Annotated in this window: 13 protein-coding genes; 5 read left to right on the forward strand and 8 right to left on the reverse strand. The window is 66.8% G+C overall.

Features of this window, described 5'->3' with window-relative positions; genetic code table 11:
• Positions 1-357: 357 nt before the first annotated feature.
• From GSQ76_RS07485 to GSQ76_RS07495, 3 genes are all read left to right on the forward strand, one after another.
• A complete protein-coding gene (locus GSQ76_RS07485) occupies positions 358-1,503 on the forward strand; it encodes an efflux RND transporter periplasmic adaptor subunit (RefSeq protein ID WP_158743280.1) in 1,146 nt (381 codons plus the stop codon).
• 3 nt (positions 1,504-1,506) lie between these two features.
• The gene (locus GSQ76_RS07490) at positions 1,507-4,587 is read left to right on the forward strand and encodes an efflux RND transporter permease subunit (RefSeq protein WP_158743281.1); all 3,081 of its coding nucleotides are present in this window, start codon (positions 1,507-1,509) and stop codon (positions 4,585-4,587) included.
• Between the two features lie 135 nt (positions 4,588-4,722).
• Positions 4,723-6,471 (forward strand): hypothetical protein, encoded by a 1,749-nt coding sequence (locus tag GSQ76_RS07495; protein ID WP_158743282.1) that lies wholly within the window; start codon positions 4,723-4,725, stop codon positions 6,469-6,471.
• 51 nt (positions 6,472-6,522) lie between these two features.
• On the opposite strand, the gene GSQ76_RS07500 is transcribed toward GSQ76_RS07495, so the two are convergent.
• The 6 genes from GSQ76_RS07500 to GSQ76_RS07530 all read right to left on the reverse strand — a co-directional run bounded on the left by GSQ76_RS07500 (position 6,523) and on the right by GSQ76_RS07530 (position 12,863).
• Positions 6,523-7,347 carry a hypothetical protein gene (locus GSQ76_RS07500; protein WP_216850946.1) on the reverse strand — a complete coding sequence of 275 codons (825 nt, stop codon included), beginning with the start codon at positions 7,345-7,347 and terminating at the stop codon, positions 6,523-6,525.
• Positions 7,348-7,549: 202 nt separating this feature from the next.
• Positions 7,550-8,545 (reverse strand): Gfo/Idh/MocA family protein, encoded by a 996-nt coding sequence (locus GSQ76_RS07510; RefSeq protein ID WP_158743284.1) that lies wholly within the window; start codon positions 8,543-8,545, stop codon positions 7,550-7,552.
• Positions 8,542-9,579 (reverse strand): Gfo/Idh/MocA family protein, encoded by a 1,038-nt coding sequence (locus GSQ76_RS07515; protein WP_158743285.1) that lies wholly within the window; start codon positions 9,577-9,579, stop codon positions 8,542-8,544. Before GSQ76_RS07515 ends, GSQ76_RS07510 begins: the two co-directional genes overlap by 4 nt.
• Positions 9,576-10,739: an extracellular solute-binding protein gene (locus GSQ76_RS07520; protein WP_158743286.1), complete on the reverse strand. Its 1,164-nt coding sequence runs from the start codon at positions 10,737-10,739 to the stop codon at positions 9,576-9,578. Before GSQ76_RS07520 ends, GSQ76_RS07515 begins: the two co-directional genes overlap by 4 nt.
• 67 nt (positions 10,740-10,806) lie before the next feature.
• The gene (locus tag GSQ76_RS07525) at positions 10,807-12,387 is read right to left on the reverse strand and encodes an MFS transporter (RefSeq protein ID WP_216850947.1); all 1,581 of its coding nucleotides are present in this window, start codon (positions 12,385-12,387) and stop codon (positions 10,807-10,809) included.
• A complete protein-coding gene (locus GSQ76_RS07530) occupies positions 12,384-12,863 on the reverse strand; it encodes a MarR family winged helix-turn-helix transcriptional regulator (protein ID WP_216850948.1) in 480 nt (159 codons plus the stop codon). Before GSQ76_RS07530 ends, GSQ76_RS07525 begins: the two co-directional genes overlap by 4 nt.
• A gap of 114 nt (positions 12,864-12,977) precedes the next feature.
• On the opposite strand from GSQ76_RS07530, the gene GSQ76_RS07535 reads away from it, so the two are divergent.
• Positions 12,978-13,241, forward strand: a complete 264-nt coding sequence (locus GSQ76_RS07535; protein WP_158743287.1) for a DksA/TraR family C4-type zinc finger protein — start codon at positions 12,978-12,980, stop codon at positions 13,239-13,241.
• A 19-nt stretch (positions 13,242-13,260) separates the two neighbouring features.
• Entirely contained in the window at positions 13,261-14,256 is a 996-nt protein-coding gene (locus tag GSQ76_RS07540) for an aldo/keto reductase (RefSeq protein WP_158743288.1), read from the forward strand.
• A 6-nt stretch (positions 14,257-14,262) separates the two neighbouring features.
• On the opposite strand, the gene GSQ76_RS07545 is transcribed toward GSQ76_RS07540, so the two are convergent.
• On the reverse strand, positions 14,263-15,078 hold the full coding sequence (locus GSQ76_RS07545; RefSeq protein WP_158743289.1) for a tripartite tricarboxylate transporter substrate binding protein: 816 nt from the start codon (positions 15,076-15,078) through the stop codon (positions 14,263-14,265).
• 74 nt (positions 15,079-15,152) lie between these two features.
• The coding region (locus tag GSQ76_RS07550; RefSeq protein ID WP_272482680.1) for an exodeoxyribonuclease VII large subunit at positions 15,153-15,416 on the reverse strand (264 nt) is incomplete at its 5' end.

Genomic DNA, 15,416 nt, shown 5'->3' on the forward strand with positions numbered 1-15,416 from the left:
TGGCCAGATCCTCCTCGCAAACCTGCCCTAGACCGACGGACGGGAAGGGTTGTTTACACTAGTTAGCAGCCGCAACATGCGCACGAAAACGTCAACGTCGCAAACCAAAACTGTCCGCGTTTTCATTCTCCTCGGCGGTGTAGCGCAAGTGCGCATGGAGTTCGCCGAAGTTACTTGGATCGAAACCCCATCGATATACTGGGTCGATGACATAGGATAGGCGAACTGGATGCAAACATGCTGATTTCCGCCGCCGGGCAGCGACTCCGTTCAGCTCTATGGCTGGCCCAATTCATCGAACCCGCCCGCTCCGCGCTGATTGACTTGCAACCGTTGGGGACCGGTGCCAGGTGAGCCATGGATAAGCGCGTTCTGCTGCTGGGTTTGCTCTGCTTGCTGGGCGCTGCCGCGCCCGAGACTGCGGCGCCCTCCGTCACCGTCGTGCCGGCGCAGGCTGGCTCGTTGGTGGCCACAGTCTTGGTCACCGGCACGCTGGTCCCGCGGGAGGATGTGCTGATCAGCCCGCAAATCGACGGGCTGGCGATGACCAGCATCAATGTGGAGGAAGGCGACCATGTTGCGGCCGGCCAAGTGCTGGCGACCCTGTCGCACGAGGCGCTGGATGCCAGCCTGGCGCAGAACACTGCCCAGCAGGCCAAGGCCGAGGCCGCCATCGCCCAGGCGCAGAGTGCCATTGCGGAGGCCCAGGCATCCCGTCAGCAAGCCGACGCGGCTTTTGCCCGCGCGAAGGATCTGGTGGTGTCTGGTACGACGTCGCGCGAGACCTTCGACACGCGGCAGCAGGCGGCGCAGGTGAGCGCGGCACGGCTGACTGCCTCGGTGAACGCGTTGCATGCGGCCGAGGCGGATGCGGCGCTGACGCGTGCGCAGCGGCAGGAACTGCAGGTCCGGCTGGATCGCACCAGCATCCGCGCGCCGGTGGCAGGCGTGGTCAGCCGGCGCACCGCCCGGCTGGGTGCGGTGGTGGGCATGACGGGGGAGCCGCTGTTCCGCCTGATCGCCGGCGGGGCGGTGGAGTTGGAGGCGGCGGTGCCAGAGACGCGCCTGGCACAGCTTCGCCCGGGGCAGTCCGCCGTTCTGACCGTCGGTGACACCACGATCCCCGCGCATGTCCGGCTGGTCGCGCCCGAGATCAGCCAGGTGAGCCGCCTCGGGCGAGTGCGGATCGCGCCGGATACCGACGGGGCGCCGGCCGCCATTGGGTCGTTCGCGCGGGCCACCGTGGAGGTGGCGCGGCAATCCGGATTCATCGTGCCGCTGTCGGCGGTGCTGTTCGACCCGGATGGGACGCATGTGCAGGTGGTGCAGAACGGCACGGTGCAGACCCGAACCGTGACGGTCGGGCTTCGCAATGCCGGGCAGGCGTTGCTGTCGGGCGGGGTGCAGGCGGGGGAAACCGTCGTTGCCGTGTCCGGCACGTTCGTGCGCGATGGGGACCGGGTGACGCCGGTGCCCGCCAGCGGCCCGGCCGCCGGGGGGTAGGCGGTGGCGCTCAAGATCTCCGGCGCGTCGATACGCCACCCGGTGCCGGCGCTGGTGCTGTTCACCGTGCTGCTGGTGTTGGGCGTGCTGTCGTTTCGCAGCATCCCGATCACGCGCGCGCCAAACGTGGACGTGCCCATCATCTCCGTCCTGGTGACGCAGGCAGGCGCCGCCCCGGCGGAACTGGAAACCCAGGTCACCCGCAAGATCGAGGACGCGATCGCCAGCGTGGCGGGGGTGAAGCACATCACCTCCTCCGTCACGGACGGCGCCTCCACCACGCTGGTGGAGTTGCGGCTGGAGGTGAGCACCGACCGGGCGCTGAACGACGTGAAGGATGCGGTGGCCAAGATCCGCGCCGACCTGCCACGCACCATCGAGGAACCGATCACCCAGCGTGTGGATGTGGTGGGCCAGGCGATCCAAACCTTCGCCGCGTCGGCGCCGGGCATGACGGTGGAACAGCTGTCCTGGTTCATCGACGACACCGTCATTCGCGCGCTGCAGGGTGTGCAGGGTGTCGGCCAAGTGGAGCGGATTGGCGGTGTGTCGCGGGAGATCGAGGTGGATCTCGATCCGGACCGCCTCGCCTCGCTGGGGGTGACCGCCGGGGACATCAACGCCCAATTGCGCGCCACCAACGTGGAACTGGCCGGCGGCCGGGGCGAAGTGGGCGGCCACGAGCAGGCGATCCGCACCCTGGCCAACGCCCCCAGCGTCGCGGCCCTCGCTGAAAGCCGCATCGTGCTGCCCGGCGGGCGGGAGGTGCGGCTGTCCGACGTCGCCACCATCACCGACGGGTTCGAGGAACCACGCAAGTTCGCCCGGCTGAACGGGACGACGCCGATCGTGGCCTTCGCCATTCATCGGGCCAAGGGCGCCAGCGACGTGACGGTGGGCGAACGGGTGCGGGACCGGCTGGCGATCCTGTCCGCTGCGCATCCAGGCGTTGCGCTGACGCTGATCGATGATTCGGTTCGCGGCACCTATGGCGGCTACGTCTCGGCCATGCACTCCCTGCTGGAAGGGGCGCTGCTGGCGACCATCGTCGTATTCATCTTCCTGCGGGATTGGCGGGCGACGCTGTTGGCGGCGGTGGCGCTACCGCTGTCGGTCCTGCCAACGTTCTTCTTCATGGAGTTGATGGGCTTCTCACTTAACTTCGTCAGCCTGCTGGCGATCACGCTGGTCACCGGCATCCTGGTGGACGACGCGATCGTGGAGATCGAGAACATCGTCCGCCACATCCGCATGGGCAAATCGGCCTGGCATGCGGCGGTGGAGGCGGCGGACGAGATCGGGCTGGCGGTGGTGGCGATCACGCTGACCATCGTGGCGGTATTCGCGCCCGTCAGCTTCATGAGCGGGATCGCCGGGCAGTATTTCAAGCAATTCGGGCTGACGGTCGCGGCCGCGGTGCTGGTGAGCCTGCTGGTGGCGCGGCTGCTGACCCCGGTCATGGCCGCATATTTCCTGCGCCCGCATGGCCCGGCGCATGACCGGCCGGATGGGCTGGTGATGCGCGGATATCGCCGGCTGCTAGGCGCCACGCTGGCGCGGCCATACATCACGTTGTTCGCCGGGCTGGTATTGTTTGGCCTGTCGCTGTGGTCCACCACGCTGCTGCCGACCGGGTTCATCCCGCCGCAGGATGACAGCCGCATCGTCATGTCGCTGGAACTGCCGCCCGGCGCGACGCTGGCGGACACCCGCGCCAAGACGGACGCCGTGGCCAGACTGTTCCAGACCGAACCCGGCGTCACCACCATCTTCGTCGTCGGCGGGGCTACGCCGACCGGGGCCGGCGAGTCGATCCGCACCGCCTCGATGGTGGTGGGCCTGGTGCCGAAGGGTCAACGCAGCCGCAGCCAAAAGACGATCGAGGAAGCGCTGTCGCGCCACCTGGCCACCGTTCCGGACCTGCATGGCTGGCTGGTGAATGACCGGGGCGAACGGGAATTGTCCGTCACCGTGTTGGGCGACGACCCGGCGGCGCTGAACCATGCCGTCGCGAAGCTCGAGGGTGCGATGCGCCGCCTGCCCAGCTTCCGCGACGTGGCGGCGAATGCCGGGGTGGACCGCCCGGAAATCCGCGTCGTGCCACGCAATGAGGAAGCCACGCGGTTCGGCGTGTCGACCGAGACGATCGCCGACGCCATCCGCATCGCCACCATCGGCGACATCGCCGCCAACCTCGCGAAATACCGCGACGGCGACCGGCTGATCCCGATCCGGGTGCAACTGGACCCGGCGGCGCGCACTAGCCTGGCCGCGCTGGAGGTGCTGCCCGTGCCAGGCACTGCCGGGCTGACGGTGCCGCTGGCCGCCGTGGCCGATCTGGGATTCGGCGCCGGCCCGTCCTCTATCGAGCGATACGACCGGGTGCGCCGTGTGCTGATCGGCGCCGACCTGGCGCGCGGCGAGGCGCTGGGTGCGGCGCTGGAGAAGGTCTACGCCCTGCCCGAGGCGCGTAACCTGCCGCCGGGCGTGCGCGTGCAAAGCGGCGGCGATGCCGAGATCATGGGCGAGGTGTTCGATGGCTTCACCAGCGCCATGGGCGCCGGGTTGCTGATGGTTATGGCCGTGCTGGTGCTGCTGTTCGGCGACATCTTCCAGCCCGTGACCATCCTGCTGTCCCTGCCGCTGTCGATCGGCGGCGTTATCCTGGCGCTGCTGCTGACGGGGGAGCCGTTGAGCATGCCGGTGGTCATCGGCGTGCTCATGCTGATCGGCATCGTCACCAAGAACGCCATCATGCTGGTGGATTTCGCGATCGAGGCGCGGGCCAAGGGCATTCCTCGCCGCCAGGCCATCACCGAAGCCGGCACCAAACGCGCCCGCCCGATTGTGATGACGACGGTGGCGATGGTGGCGGGCATGGTGCCCTCCGCCCTAGGCATCGGCGATGGCGGCGAGTTCCGGGCACCGATGGCGATCGGCGTCATTGGCGGCTTGGTGGTGAGCACCCTGCTGAGCCTGGTGTTCGTGCCCAGCTTCTACACGGTGATGGACGATCTGTCGGGCTTGGCCAAACGGCTGGGCCGGCGGGCGACGCTGGAGGGGGCGAAGCAGCCGGCGGAGTAGCGCGCCGTCACTTTACTGCCGCACCTCCCGGAAACCGGTCAGCAGGGCCTGCTTGTCATCGCCGTGTCGCGATTACGTCACCGAACCGTGCCACCTCGCGGAATAGGGCTGCGTCCTCATCTTGGACGGCGGGCGATGAATTCAGCGACGATGTCACGAGCCGGGCTGCTTTGCAGTGCCGCGATGGTGCTGCTGCACGGCACGCCGGCGCTTGCGCAATCTGCGGCGCAGATCAATGCGATCCAGGCGCAGATCCGCGGCCTGAACGACCAGTTGGCACGGCTTCGGCGGGACATGGCGGCCAAGGATGCCGCTGTCCGTGCCGCCCAGGCCGATGCGGCCCAGGCTCGGGCCACGGCCGAACAGACCCAGACAACCGTCGTCAACCTGCCGATCCCGAAGGGCTTCAAGCCCATCACCACGGCATCCGGTGGCCCGACGCTGGGCATCTACGCCGCCCATCCGGAGTATCCGTCGCCCAAGACCGATTGGACGTCGCTGAATGCCAGCCCGGTGACGGCGGCCGACCAGAAAGCCGGCGCGACCGGGCACAAGGGTGAGTTCCACATCGGTGGCGTGACCATCCAACTGGGCGGGTTCGTCGAGGGCGCCGGCATCTACCGCACCCGCAACCAGGTGAACGACATCGCCTCCAACTTCAACACCGGCATCCCGCTGCCGAACAGCCAGCAATATCACGAGGGCGAATTCCGCGAGAGCGCACGGCAAAGCCGTTTCGCAATCCTGATGCATGGCGACATCGATCCGAACCAGCACGTCGCGGGTTATGCGGAACTGGACCTGCAGGGTGCAGCCGGCACGGCCAACAGCAACGAAAGCAACAGCTACAACCCGCGCCTGCGGCAGGGCTACGTGTCATACGACAACGATGCGATGGGCCTACACGTGCTTGCCGGCCAGGCCTGGAGCCTTGCCACGATGTATAAGGTTGGTGTCACGCCCCGTCAGGAGAATCTGCCGCTGACGATCGACCAGCAATACGTGCCAGGCTTTACGTGGACCCGACAGCCGCAATTCCGCGTCGCGAAAGATTTCGACAACGGCAAGTATTGGCTGGCCGCATCGCTGGAAAGCCCGCAAACGACGTACTCGGTCGGCGCCAACGGCACCGGGGTGGATCTTGGCACGGCTAACTTCAACAACCCGGGCATTTCCACGCTCGACCCAGGACAATCCTATAGCGACGACATCGCGCCGGACGTGATCGTGAAGTTGGCGGCCGACCCCGGCTATGGCCATTACGAATTATACGGCATCGCGCGTTTCATGCAGGATCGTGTGAGCGTGGTCGGCAACGGCCACAATAACACGCGCCTGGCGGGCGGCGTGGGCGCCGGCATGTTGTTGCCGATATTGGGCGATAAGCTCAGCTTCGAAGCCCGCGGTCTGGCGGGCTACGGCATTGGGCGTTACGGCACATCCCAATTGCCGGATGCAACGATTGGGCGCAGCGGCGCGCCGGAGCCATTGCCCGAAGTCCAGGCTCTGGTGGGCATCGTGGGCCATCCCGATCCAGATTTCGATCTATACGGTTATGTTGGAACCGAACAAATCGGACGCCGCTATTTCAACGCCAATGGCAAAGCCTTCGGCTACGGCAATCCCGCCTATTCGAATGCGGGCTGCGATATCGAACTGAGCACCGCTACATGTACGGCCAACACGTCGGGTATCGTGCAGGGCACAGTGGGTGGCTGGTGGCGCTTCCTGCACGGCGATTTCGGTACGCTTCAGACAGGCATTCAATATTCCTATACGCGCCGGTCGGTATTCGACGGGGTGACCGGGGCTGGCGGGACAGGCAACGCCGCGACCGACGACAACATGCTGCTGTTCAGCATGCGCTACCTACCGTTCCAGTAGCCAAGACGAATTGGATGCGCGGCAGCACCATGCCACCGCGCATCCAAGCGCTTAGTAAGTGTCGCGCTGACGACCACCGAGCGCACCTGCGACGCAGGCGATGAAGGCGCCGACCAGCATCGAGAATCCGGTGTAAAGCGCCAACGTCGCCGCCGTCTTGCGTGCGGTTTCGGCCGCCTGCTTGGCGGTATCGAAGGCCTGACGTTCCTTGCCGATCACGTCGTCGACCCGCTGGGTCGCGGCAGGCTGTGCCAAGCCGGTGCGGGCCGCGACCATCTGAACCAGATAGTCGTGATCCGGCTGGCTGATCGTGCCAGTTGCACCCGTTGCTAGAATACGCCCGGCCTCAGCCTTCGACTCGGCGGTGTTGCCGGTAGCGGCCGGCGTGGTGGGGCGAAACATCGAGTCGAGCAGATAGCCGGTGGGATCGCCAGCAGAGCCAGCCGACTGCGTAGCGCCGCCGACGGCAGACGATGCGACCGAGGCAATAGCCCGGCCGGCGCCACCAACCAGGGAGGACGCGCCCGAGCTGACGGCGAACACGATGATCAGCGAGGCAACCGCCCACGCGACGAAGCCACTGGCCGTGTCGCGGAACATCACCTCATCCTTGTGGACGCCGCCCCAGCCCGGCCGCAGCCGGCCCGCCAGATAGCCGCCCAGAAACGAACTGACCCATTGCACGATCAGCAGCCACACCGCGGCCAGAACTGTGAAGGTGGTCGCTGACGGGTTGCCGCCCGTGACTGGCGAGACCGAGGCGAAACCAAAGCCGGAGCCCAGGGCGAGCAAAAGAACGGTCACCGCCGTTGCAACCGCCGCGCCGCCGAGCACCGGGCCCCACGTCATGCCGGGCCGGTGCGCCACGCCGGGCACCTCCGTTGCGCTGTAAGACACTGCCGACCTCAGTGAAAGAAGAGAATGATGAGCAAAATGATCGGGATGGGGATGCCGATGAGCCAGAGCAGGATGGGCATTTGATCGATCCTCCGTATGGGTTGGTCGCGCCTGCGAAGACCCGGGAAGACCCAGGTCGCTTTCGTGCAGGCTCTGCCAACGCCGGATAGGCAGTTTCGGTTCAACCCTTGGCCAAAATCTCCGCGATCAAACGCTGGCTGTCGAGCGCTTCTTCTCCACTAATCGCCGGGTCACGCCCGGCGGCAATCGCCTCGGCGAAGTCGGCCAGGACCGCACGATGCGCATCGTGCGGGAAATCCATGATGCTGGCGCCGCTGCCGGTGGAGCCCTCGGCCTGCAGCACTTCCTCGCCCCCCGCGATCAGGCTTACCCGCAGCGTGCCGCCGATGAGGCTGGCGGTGCCGTTCTGGCCGATGATCTCGATCCGCTCCGGCGCCCCTGGATAGGCGGCGGTGGTTGCGGTGATGGTGCCGGGCGCGCCGTTGCCCAAGCGCACCAGGGCGCTGACGTAATCCTCCGTCTCCATCCGGTGCAGCGCGGTGCTCGCGACCTGCGCGGCGGTCACGGATCGCACGCCCACCAGGGAGCGAAACAGGTCTACGGTGTGGATGGCCTGCGTCAGCAAGACGCCGCCGCCGTCGCGGGCCAGCGTGCCGCGGCCGGGCTCGTCGTAATAGGCCTGCGGGCGCCACCAGGGCACTGCCATCGATGCCGCCGCCAGGGTGCCGAGCGTGCCGTCGGCCAGGATCGCGCGCAGCCGCACGGCGCCGGGGCGAAGGCGGTGTTGCAGCACGACGCCAAGCCGCCGGTCGGCAGCACGGCCGGCCCGGACCAGGCGTTCGCACCTGTTGATCGTCAGTTCCAGCGGCTTTTCCACCAGCACGTGCTTGCCGGCGGCGAAGCAGCGCTCGGCGACGTCCAGATGCGCGGATGGCGGCGTGAGTACCAGGATCGCCTGGATAAGCGGGTCGGTGATGACGGAGTCGATGTCGGTGGTGGTGGGAAAGCCGAAGCGATCATGGAAGGCCGCCGCTTTGGCCTCGCCGCGGCTGGCGGCCATGCGGACCTCGATCCGGTCGGACAGGTCGTGCAGGCTTTTGGCGTGCGGCTCACTGCCCGGGCCAAGGCCGATAAGGCCGACGACGAGGCGGCTCATTGCGGCATGCCGCCGGGCAGGCGAACTCGTTCGGCATCGGCCTGTGCCTGCAGCGCCAGGCGGCAGACGGTGAAGACGTGGCGCTGGGTCATGGTGGTTTCGCCTCGGTTGGCGACGTCGCGCGCGAAGCTGGCGAAATAGGTCCAGGGTTCGGCGCTGCAATCGATGTAGCGCGTGCCGGCGGTGTTCGACAGGAACAGGTGGTCGGTGCCGGGCCGGCCCTCGATATCCAGATATTTGCGCAGCTCGATCGTGCCGGCAGTACCCACCACGGTGAGGCGGCCATCGCCCCAGGTGGGCAGCCCGTCCGGCGTAAACCAGTCGACCCGGCAATAGCCGCTGGCCTTATCGCTCCGCAGCACGATCTCGCCAAAATTCTCGAAGTCGGGTTGGCGCGGGTCGTCGAACAGGCCGATCGTGCTGGTGACGATTTTGGCGTCGGTCGAGCCGGTGAAGGTGAGGAATTGGTCGATCTGGTGCGAGGCGATGTCGGCCAGAATGCCGCCGTAGCGCGCCGGGTCGAAAAACCAGGCAGGGCGGATTGCGCGGTTCAACCGATGCGGGCCGAAGCCGGCGGTTTGCACCACGCGCCCGATTTCGCCGGCCTGGATCAGCCGCAGTGCCACGGTCGTGGCCGGGACCAGAAAACGCTCGGAAAAGCAGATGGAGAAGATGCGGCCGGTTTCCGCCACGGTTCTTTCGAGTGCGGCGAGGTCGGCGGTGGTGGTGACACCCGGCTTGTCCATCAGCACGTCCTTGCCGTGGCGCATCGCCTCGATCGCCAGGGTGGCGCGATCGGCCGGGATGGCGGCGCAAACCATGATGGACGCCGCCGGGTCGGCCAGCAGGATCGCTTTGTCGGGGACGGCGCGCAGGGTGGGAAAGCGCGCGCGGAAGCCGTCCAGCACTTTCGGGTCGGAGGTTTCGGGCCAGTAGCCGGTGCACACCAACCCGGCCTGCAGCATGCCGGCGGTGAGTTCGTAGATGTGACGGTGGTCGAGGCCGATGACGACAAAGCCTTGCTGCGTGGTCATTTCGTGGTTTTCGCCCCGATTTCTTCATCCCAGCGCCGGAACGCCATCACCAGCCGATCGGGCGTCAGCGGCGTTTCGAACGGTAGGTCCCTGATCCATTGATCGTAGATCGGGCGGCCGGAATCACGCACGATTTGCTGGCTTTCGGCCGTCGCCTGCGACAATGGCACATCGATCACCGGGCCAGGATAGAAATAGCCCTTGTCGTAGGTCAGCGCCTGCTGTGCCGGTTGCAGCATGAACGCCATCAGTTGCAGCAGCACGGTTTGTTTCGCTGGGCTGACGCCTTTCGGGATGCACATGAACTGCGTGTCCGGCAGCCAATGCGTGCCGTCCAGCGCGAACACCTTCATTTCGGCCGGCACGATGCCCAGCACGCGCGGATTGATGTCCCAACCGCAGGTGGACACGATGATGTCGCGCGTGCCATCGCCCAATTCCTTCACCATGGCGGCGGTACCAGTCGGGTAGTAGTCGATATTCTGGCCGAGCGCTTTCAGATAGGCCCAGCTCTTGTCCCATCCCTTGATCGGGTCCTTCGGGTCACTGTCGCCCAAAAGATAGGGTAGGCCCTGCAGGAAAGTCCAACCCGGGCCGGAATTATAGGGGCGCGCGTAGAAGAAGCGGCTGGGGTTGGCCCGCGTGTAGTCCAGCAGATCCTGCGGCGTTTTCGGCACCGTCTTCACCCGGTCCGCCGCGTATTCGAAGATCGGGCCGGAGGGGGAGTAGGCGACGGCAATGCCCTGCCCGCGGCCGAAATTCTGCTGCATCATGTAGGCGCCCGGCGTGAAGATCTTCGACAAATCCGGCAACGCCGCCGCGTGGTCGGGCAGCACCTGCACCCATAATCCCTGGGTAACGCCATCCGACAACGCGCCAGGCCCGGTCAGCACCAGGTCGATATCCACGCGGCCGGCCTGCTGCTGTGCCTTAAGTTTGCCGGGCAATTCTGGTGATGGCGCCTGGCTGTAGGTGATGCGGGAAACCAGGGCGCGATTGGCCTCGCGAAACCGCTCGATCCCGGCCTTGGTGAGTTGCAGATTGCCGGCGACGTCGATGATGGAGAGGGCCAAGGGCGATGATTGCGCTCTGGCACTGGTCGCCAATGCTACGCCGCCTGCTGCAATCAGGCCCCGGCGGGTCAAACCTGCCTTACTCATGCCGCATCCCCTCAGGTCTTTTTCTTCATTCCTTCTTAGCGGGGGATGCGGCGGTCGGCCAGTCGCGCTAGTCCAACATCTCCGGCGTCGCGGTGAGTGGGGCAGCGTGTAGGCGGGCTGGCGCCGTTTCGATCGGGCTGACGAAAGCGATGGTGAGCAGGGCCGACAGCGTAGCGATGCCGCCGGCGACGAGCAGGACGATGCTGAACCCGGAGGCGAAGCTGGACCGGGCCAGCTCGGTCACCGCCTCGCGCAATGCCTCGGGCGTTTGCGCGGCGACACCGGCAATGTCGCCGGCCACGATGCGGGACACGGTCTGGTGCGCGGTGCCCAGCAGCGAGCCATCTGCGGCGCGGGCGAAATATCGCTCCGTCTCGCCCGTCAGCACCGCGCCGAGGCCGGTGATGCCGGTGACCAAGCCGACGAAGCGCAAGGTGCCACCAATGCCGGAGGCCATGCCGCTTCGCTCGGGCGGAATGACGCTCATGGAGACTTTCGCGGTTTCGCCATTCAGCAACCCGGCGCCGCAGCCCGTCACCAACATGCCGATGGCGACGACGGCGTAGGGTAGTTGCGCAGCGACCACGATGGCCATGCCGAAATTCCCCAGCGCTACAATCGCCAGGCCCAGCGCCAACAGCGCCCGGCCGGAGATGCGATCGGCCAAGGCGGCGCCGATGCGCGGGAAGAAGAACAGCGGCAGCGCGAAGGGCAACATGCCCAATCCCGCCGCAGCCGGGCTGAGCCCGAACACAGTCTGCAAATATAGCGGCAGATACGTCATCATCACCTGGGCAGATGCGGCAAAGCCCAGCATGGCGACGCTGCTGCCGAGGAAGGTGCGTTTGCGGAACAGCGCGAAATCCACCATCGGGCGCTGCTGCATCAATTCCGCCGCGACAAACAGCGCCAGCAACACGAGTGACGATGCGAGCTTCAGCAGCGTCGATTGCCCCGTCCAGCCACTGGCGTTGGCGCCGATCAGCGCCCAGACCAGGCAGAATAATCCACTGCCGAACAACAGGATGCCTGCAAGGTCCAGCCTACGTGCCTCCGGATCCTTCGATTCCTCGACCGCGGTGATTGTGAGCCAGATGAGCGCCGCCCCAAATGGCACGTTGACGAGAAACGCCCAGCGCCAGCCGAAGGCCGAGGTGATGAGGCCACCGACCAACGGCCCGACCCCGACCGCAATGCCGATGACGGTGCCCCAGAATGCGAACGCCTTCGCCCGCTCCGGTCCGCGGAATTCATGGCCCAGCACCGCCAGCGCGGCACTGAGTTGGATGGCAGCGCCAACGCCTTGCAGCGCGCGCGCCATGTTGAGGATGATCGCGGTGGGCGCCAAGCCGCACAGCAGCGATGCCAGCGTGAACACCGATATCCCGATGGTGAGCAGGCGGCGGCGACCGAACCGGTCGGCCAGCGCGCCGGATGGCATCAGCAGCGCGGCGAAGGTCAGCACGTAGGCGCTGACCACCCATTCAATATCGGCGAAGACGGCGTTCAGGTCGCGTGCGATCGCCGGCAGCGAGACGGCGACAATGTTGGAATCCAGCATGATCATGAACGACACGCCCGACGCGCAGAGCAGCACGCGGGCGCGCCGGCCGGTCACCCATTTGGCAGGCTTAGGTTGCACCTTCATGCGCGGTCTCCCTCGGAGTATGTTCCCAGCCGCTCGTCATAGGCGACGCTCAGCAGGGCGGTGCGCAGTTGTTCACTGGCGGCCTCGCCGTAGATTCCGACGAATTTGTCCTGGGCGGTTTGCCACAGGCGCTGCGCCTCGCGGAACTTTGCCTGCCCAAGCGGCGTGAGCGCGACCCGGCGCTGCCGCCGGTCCGTGTCGCCCGCCTGCAGCGCGACGTAGCCATCCCGCTCCAAAGGCCGGAGGTTATGGCCGACCGAGGAACGATCCATCACCAGGGCGGCGGCGAGTTCGGCCAGGGTCGGCGGCGTCGCGTCGCGGTAGGTGAGTTCGGCGAAAATGGCATATTGCGTGGATCGCAGGCCGCATGGGCCTAGCGCATCGTCGTAAAGCTGCGTCACGCGGCGCGATGCCTTGCGCATAGCGGTGCCGAAGCAGGCGCCCGAGCGGTGGGCCAGAATGGGTTGTTTCGGCATTCGTGCGATATACGGGCATATTCCCGTATATTCAAGCGAGACGTGCTGGCACTTTTCACAGCGCATGCGATGCCCAACTATATGCGGCTGGAAAACACGGATCGGAGGACGGCCATGGCGAGCGGATGGGCACCCGACGGGGCGGTGCAGGACCAGATCGACGATACAGTGGCCGACGAGGTGAAGCGCGCGAGGGCGAAGCTGCCCAGCGGCGAAGGCCCGACGCATTGCGTGGAATGCGGCGAGGAAATTCCGCAGGCGCGGCGCCATGCCGTGCCCGGCGTGCGCACCTGCATCGAATGCCAGTCCAATCGCGACCGTCGCCCGGCCAATATCGGGTTCAACCGCCGGGGCAGCAAAGACAGCCAGCTCAAATAGGAGAATAAGAACAATGGCCATGCAGATACGCGCTTTCGGACCGGAGGGCATGCCGGTTTCGCTGCTGGGGTTCGGCTGCGGCGCCGTCGGCGGGCTGATGGTCCGCGGCTCCACGGCAGATCAGGAGCGCGCGGTGGCGCGGGCACTGGATGTCGGCATCACCTACTTCGACACCGCCGTGCAGTATGGCGATGGCGCCTCCGAGACGCATTTGGGCGCGATCCTGCGCAAGATCGGGCGGGCGGCGCTGGTGGGCACCAAGGTGCGGCTACGCGCGGCCGAGTTCGGCAGCATCGGCGCGGCCATCACCGCCTCGATCGACGGCAGCCTACGCCGATTGCAGCGGGACGATGTGGATATCTTCCACCTGCACAACGCCATCACCACCGAAGGCGGCGGCGAGAGTTTGAGCGTGCGGCAGGTGATGGAGGAGGTTGTGCCAGCCTTCGAAGCACTTCGGAGCGCCGGGAAACTGCGTCTGCTGGGGCTGACAGCGGTGGGCGAGACCGCGGCCCTGTTGCAGGTCATCGATAGCGGCAAGTTCGGCAGCGCCCAGGTCAGCTACAACATGCTGAATCCGTCCGCCGGGCAGCCCCTGCCCGCCGATTACCCGGCCCAGGATTACGGCCGGCTGTTCGACCACACGACCCGGGCGCGAACCGGCGTGGTCGGCATCCGCGTGCTGGCAGGCGGTGCGCTCAGCGGGTCGGCCGAGCGACACAAGCTGGCCAGCCCGGCGCCCGCCCCGATTGGATCGGCGTTGTCATATCAGGCCGATGTGGACCGGGCCGCGCGGCTGCGCCCGCTGGTGGATGAGGGGTTTGCGGGATCGTTGCCGGAAGCGGCCATTCGCTTCGCCATCGCACATCCGGCAATGGGCACCATCCTGGTCGGCATGGCGAGCGTGGACGAATTCGAGGGCGCGTTGGCCGCCGTGCAGAAAGGACCACTGCCGCCAGCGGCACTGCAACGTGTCGCCGAACTCACTGCCGGGTTCGCGGGGGAGAGCCGCTAGCGGGACCTACGATAAATCGGCGACATGCCGCCCGATCCACGACCAAAGATCTCGCTCCGACGCGATGTGATGGGCGAACGCCGCTGGTGAACTGGCAACGATCTCGACGCCGCTGGCAGCCAGGATTTCGTGCACGGCCAGCACGTGGAGCGCCTGGCGGATTGCGTCGTTCTGTGCAGCGACCAACGAGATGGGTGTTCGCGGCGGCGCCACGAAGCCGAGCCAATTGCTGACTGCGTAGCCATCCAGCCCCGACTCTGCGATCGTCGGCACGGCAGGCAGCGCGGCGAGCCGCGTGGCGGTGGTAACCGCCAGCGCCCGCACCTGGCCGTGCCGCACCAGCGGAAGCATCGTCATCACGTTGTTGATGCTCAGGTCGAGGCGCCCGGCGATGAGATCCTCGTACAAGACCCGCGTATCGGCGTACGGCACATGGTCCATCGTCACGCCGGAATGTTTCTGAAGCATGGCCGCCGCGAGGTAGGGCGCGCTGGCTGTGGACGAACTGCCGTAGGTAAGCCGGGTCCGGTTCGCCAACGCGATCAGTTCCGCCACGCTGTGGGCCGGCAGGGCAGGATGCACCCCAAGGATCAGCGGTGATCGGGTCGCGAGCGACACGGGGGTGAAATCGGCGAGCGGATCGTAGCCGAGGTCGGGCCGGATATTGGGATTGATCGCGTGGGTGCCGAACGTCGCCAGCATGAGCGTTGTGCCATCCGGCGGGCTGGCCGCGGTGACCCGGGCCGCCTTCGCTCCGGCTTCCCCGGGCATCAGCTCGATTTGCACCGGGCGCCCCAGCGCGTGCGTCAATCCCGGCGCCATTGCTTGCGCGAGGTCGTCGGACGCGCTGCGGGCCGAGAACCCGACCAGCAGGCGCAGGGGCGATGTCGGGGGTGTTACAGGCTTAACTCCGCCTGTCGCTTTGCGCCGGGTTCGGGCACGCGCTGCACGTCTACCGCGCCATCGCCGAATTCCAGCCGCAGCCGGGCCGCGGGCTTCACGGACGCGGCGCTGGTGACCGGGCGGCCGGCGGTGTCCGTCACCAGCACGTAGCCGCGGGCCAAAACCGCGCGTGGGTCGGCGGCTTGCAACCGGGCGCCCAGCCCTTCCAGCCGCACCGTGGCCTCGCGCAGGCCGGCGCGGATCGGGGCGTCGCTCAC

This window comes from Acidisphaera sp. L21, assembly GCF_009765685.1.
Classification (GTDB): Bacteria; Pseudomonadota; Alphaproteobacteria; order Acetobacterales; family Acetobacteraceae; genus LMUY01.

Excerpts from the sequence above, each read along its gene's own strand:
- GSQ76_RS07485 (WP_158743280.1), top strand. The coding sequence starts at position 358 with ATGGATAAGCGCGTTCTGCTGCTGGGTTTGCTCTGCTTGCTGGGCGCT.
- GSQ76_RS07495 (WP_158743282.1), top strand. The coding sequence starts at position 4,723 with ATGAATTCAGCGACGATGTCACGAGCCGGGCTGCTTTGCAGTGCCGCG.
- GSQ76_RS07510 (WP_158743284.1), bottom strand. The coding sequence starts at position 8,545 with ATGAGCCGCCTCGTCGTCGGCCTTATCGGCCTTGGCCCGGGCAGTGAG.
- GSQ76_RS07515 (WP_158743285.1), bottom strand. The coding sequence starts at position 9,579 with ATGACCACGCAGCAAGGCTTTGTCGTCATCGGCCTCGACCACCGTCAC.
- GSQ76_RS07520 (WP_158743286.1), bottom strand. The coding sequence starts at position 10,739 with ATGAGTAAGGCAGGTTTGACCCGCCGGGGCCTGATTGCAGCAGGCGGC.
- GSQ76_RS07525 (WP_216850947.1), bottom strand. The coding sequence starts at position 12,387 with ATGAAGGTGCAACCTAAGCCTGCCAAATGGGTGACCGGCCGGCGCGCC.
- GSQ76_RS07530 (WP_216850948.1), bottom strand. The coding sequence starts at position 12,863 with ATGCCGAAACAACCCATTCTGGCCCACCGCTCGGGCGCCTGCTTCGGC.
- GSQ76_RS07535 (WP_158743287.1), top strand. The coding sequence starts at position 12,978 with ATGGCGAGCGGATGGGCACCCGACGGGGCGGTGCAGGACCAGATCGAC.
- GSQ76_RS07540 (WP_158743288.1), top strand. The coding sequence starts at position 13,261 with ATGCAGATACGCGCTTTCGGACCGGAGGGCATGCCGGTTTCGCTGCTG.
- GSQ76_RS07545 (WP_158743289.1), bottom strand. The coding sequence starts at position 15,078 with ATGGCGCCGGGATTGACGCACGCGCTGGGGCGCCCGGTGCAAATCGAG.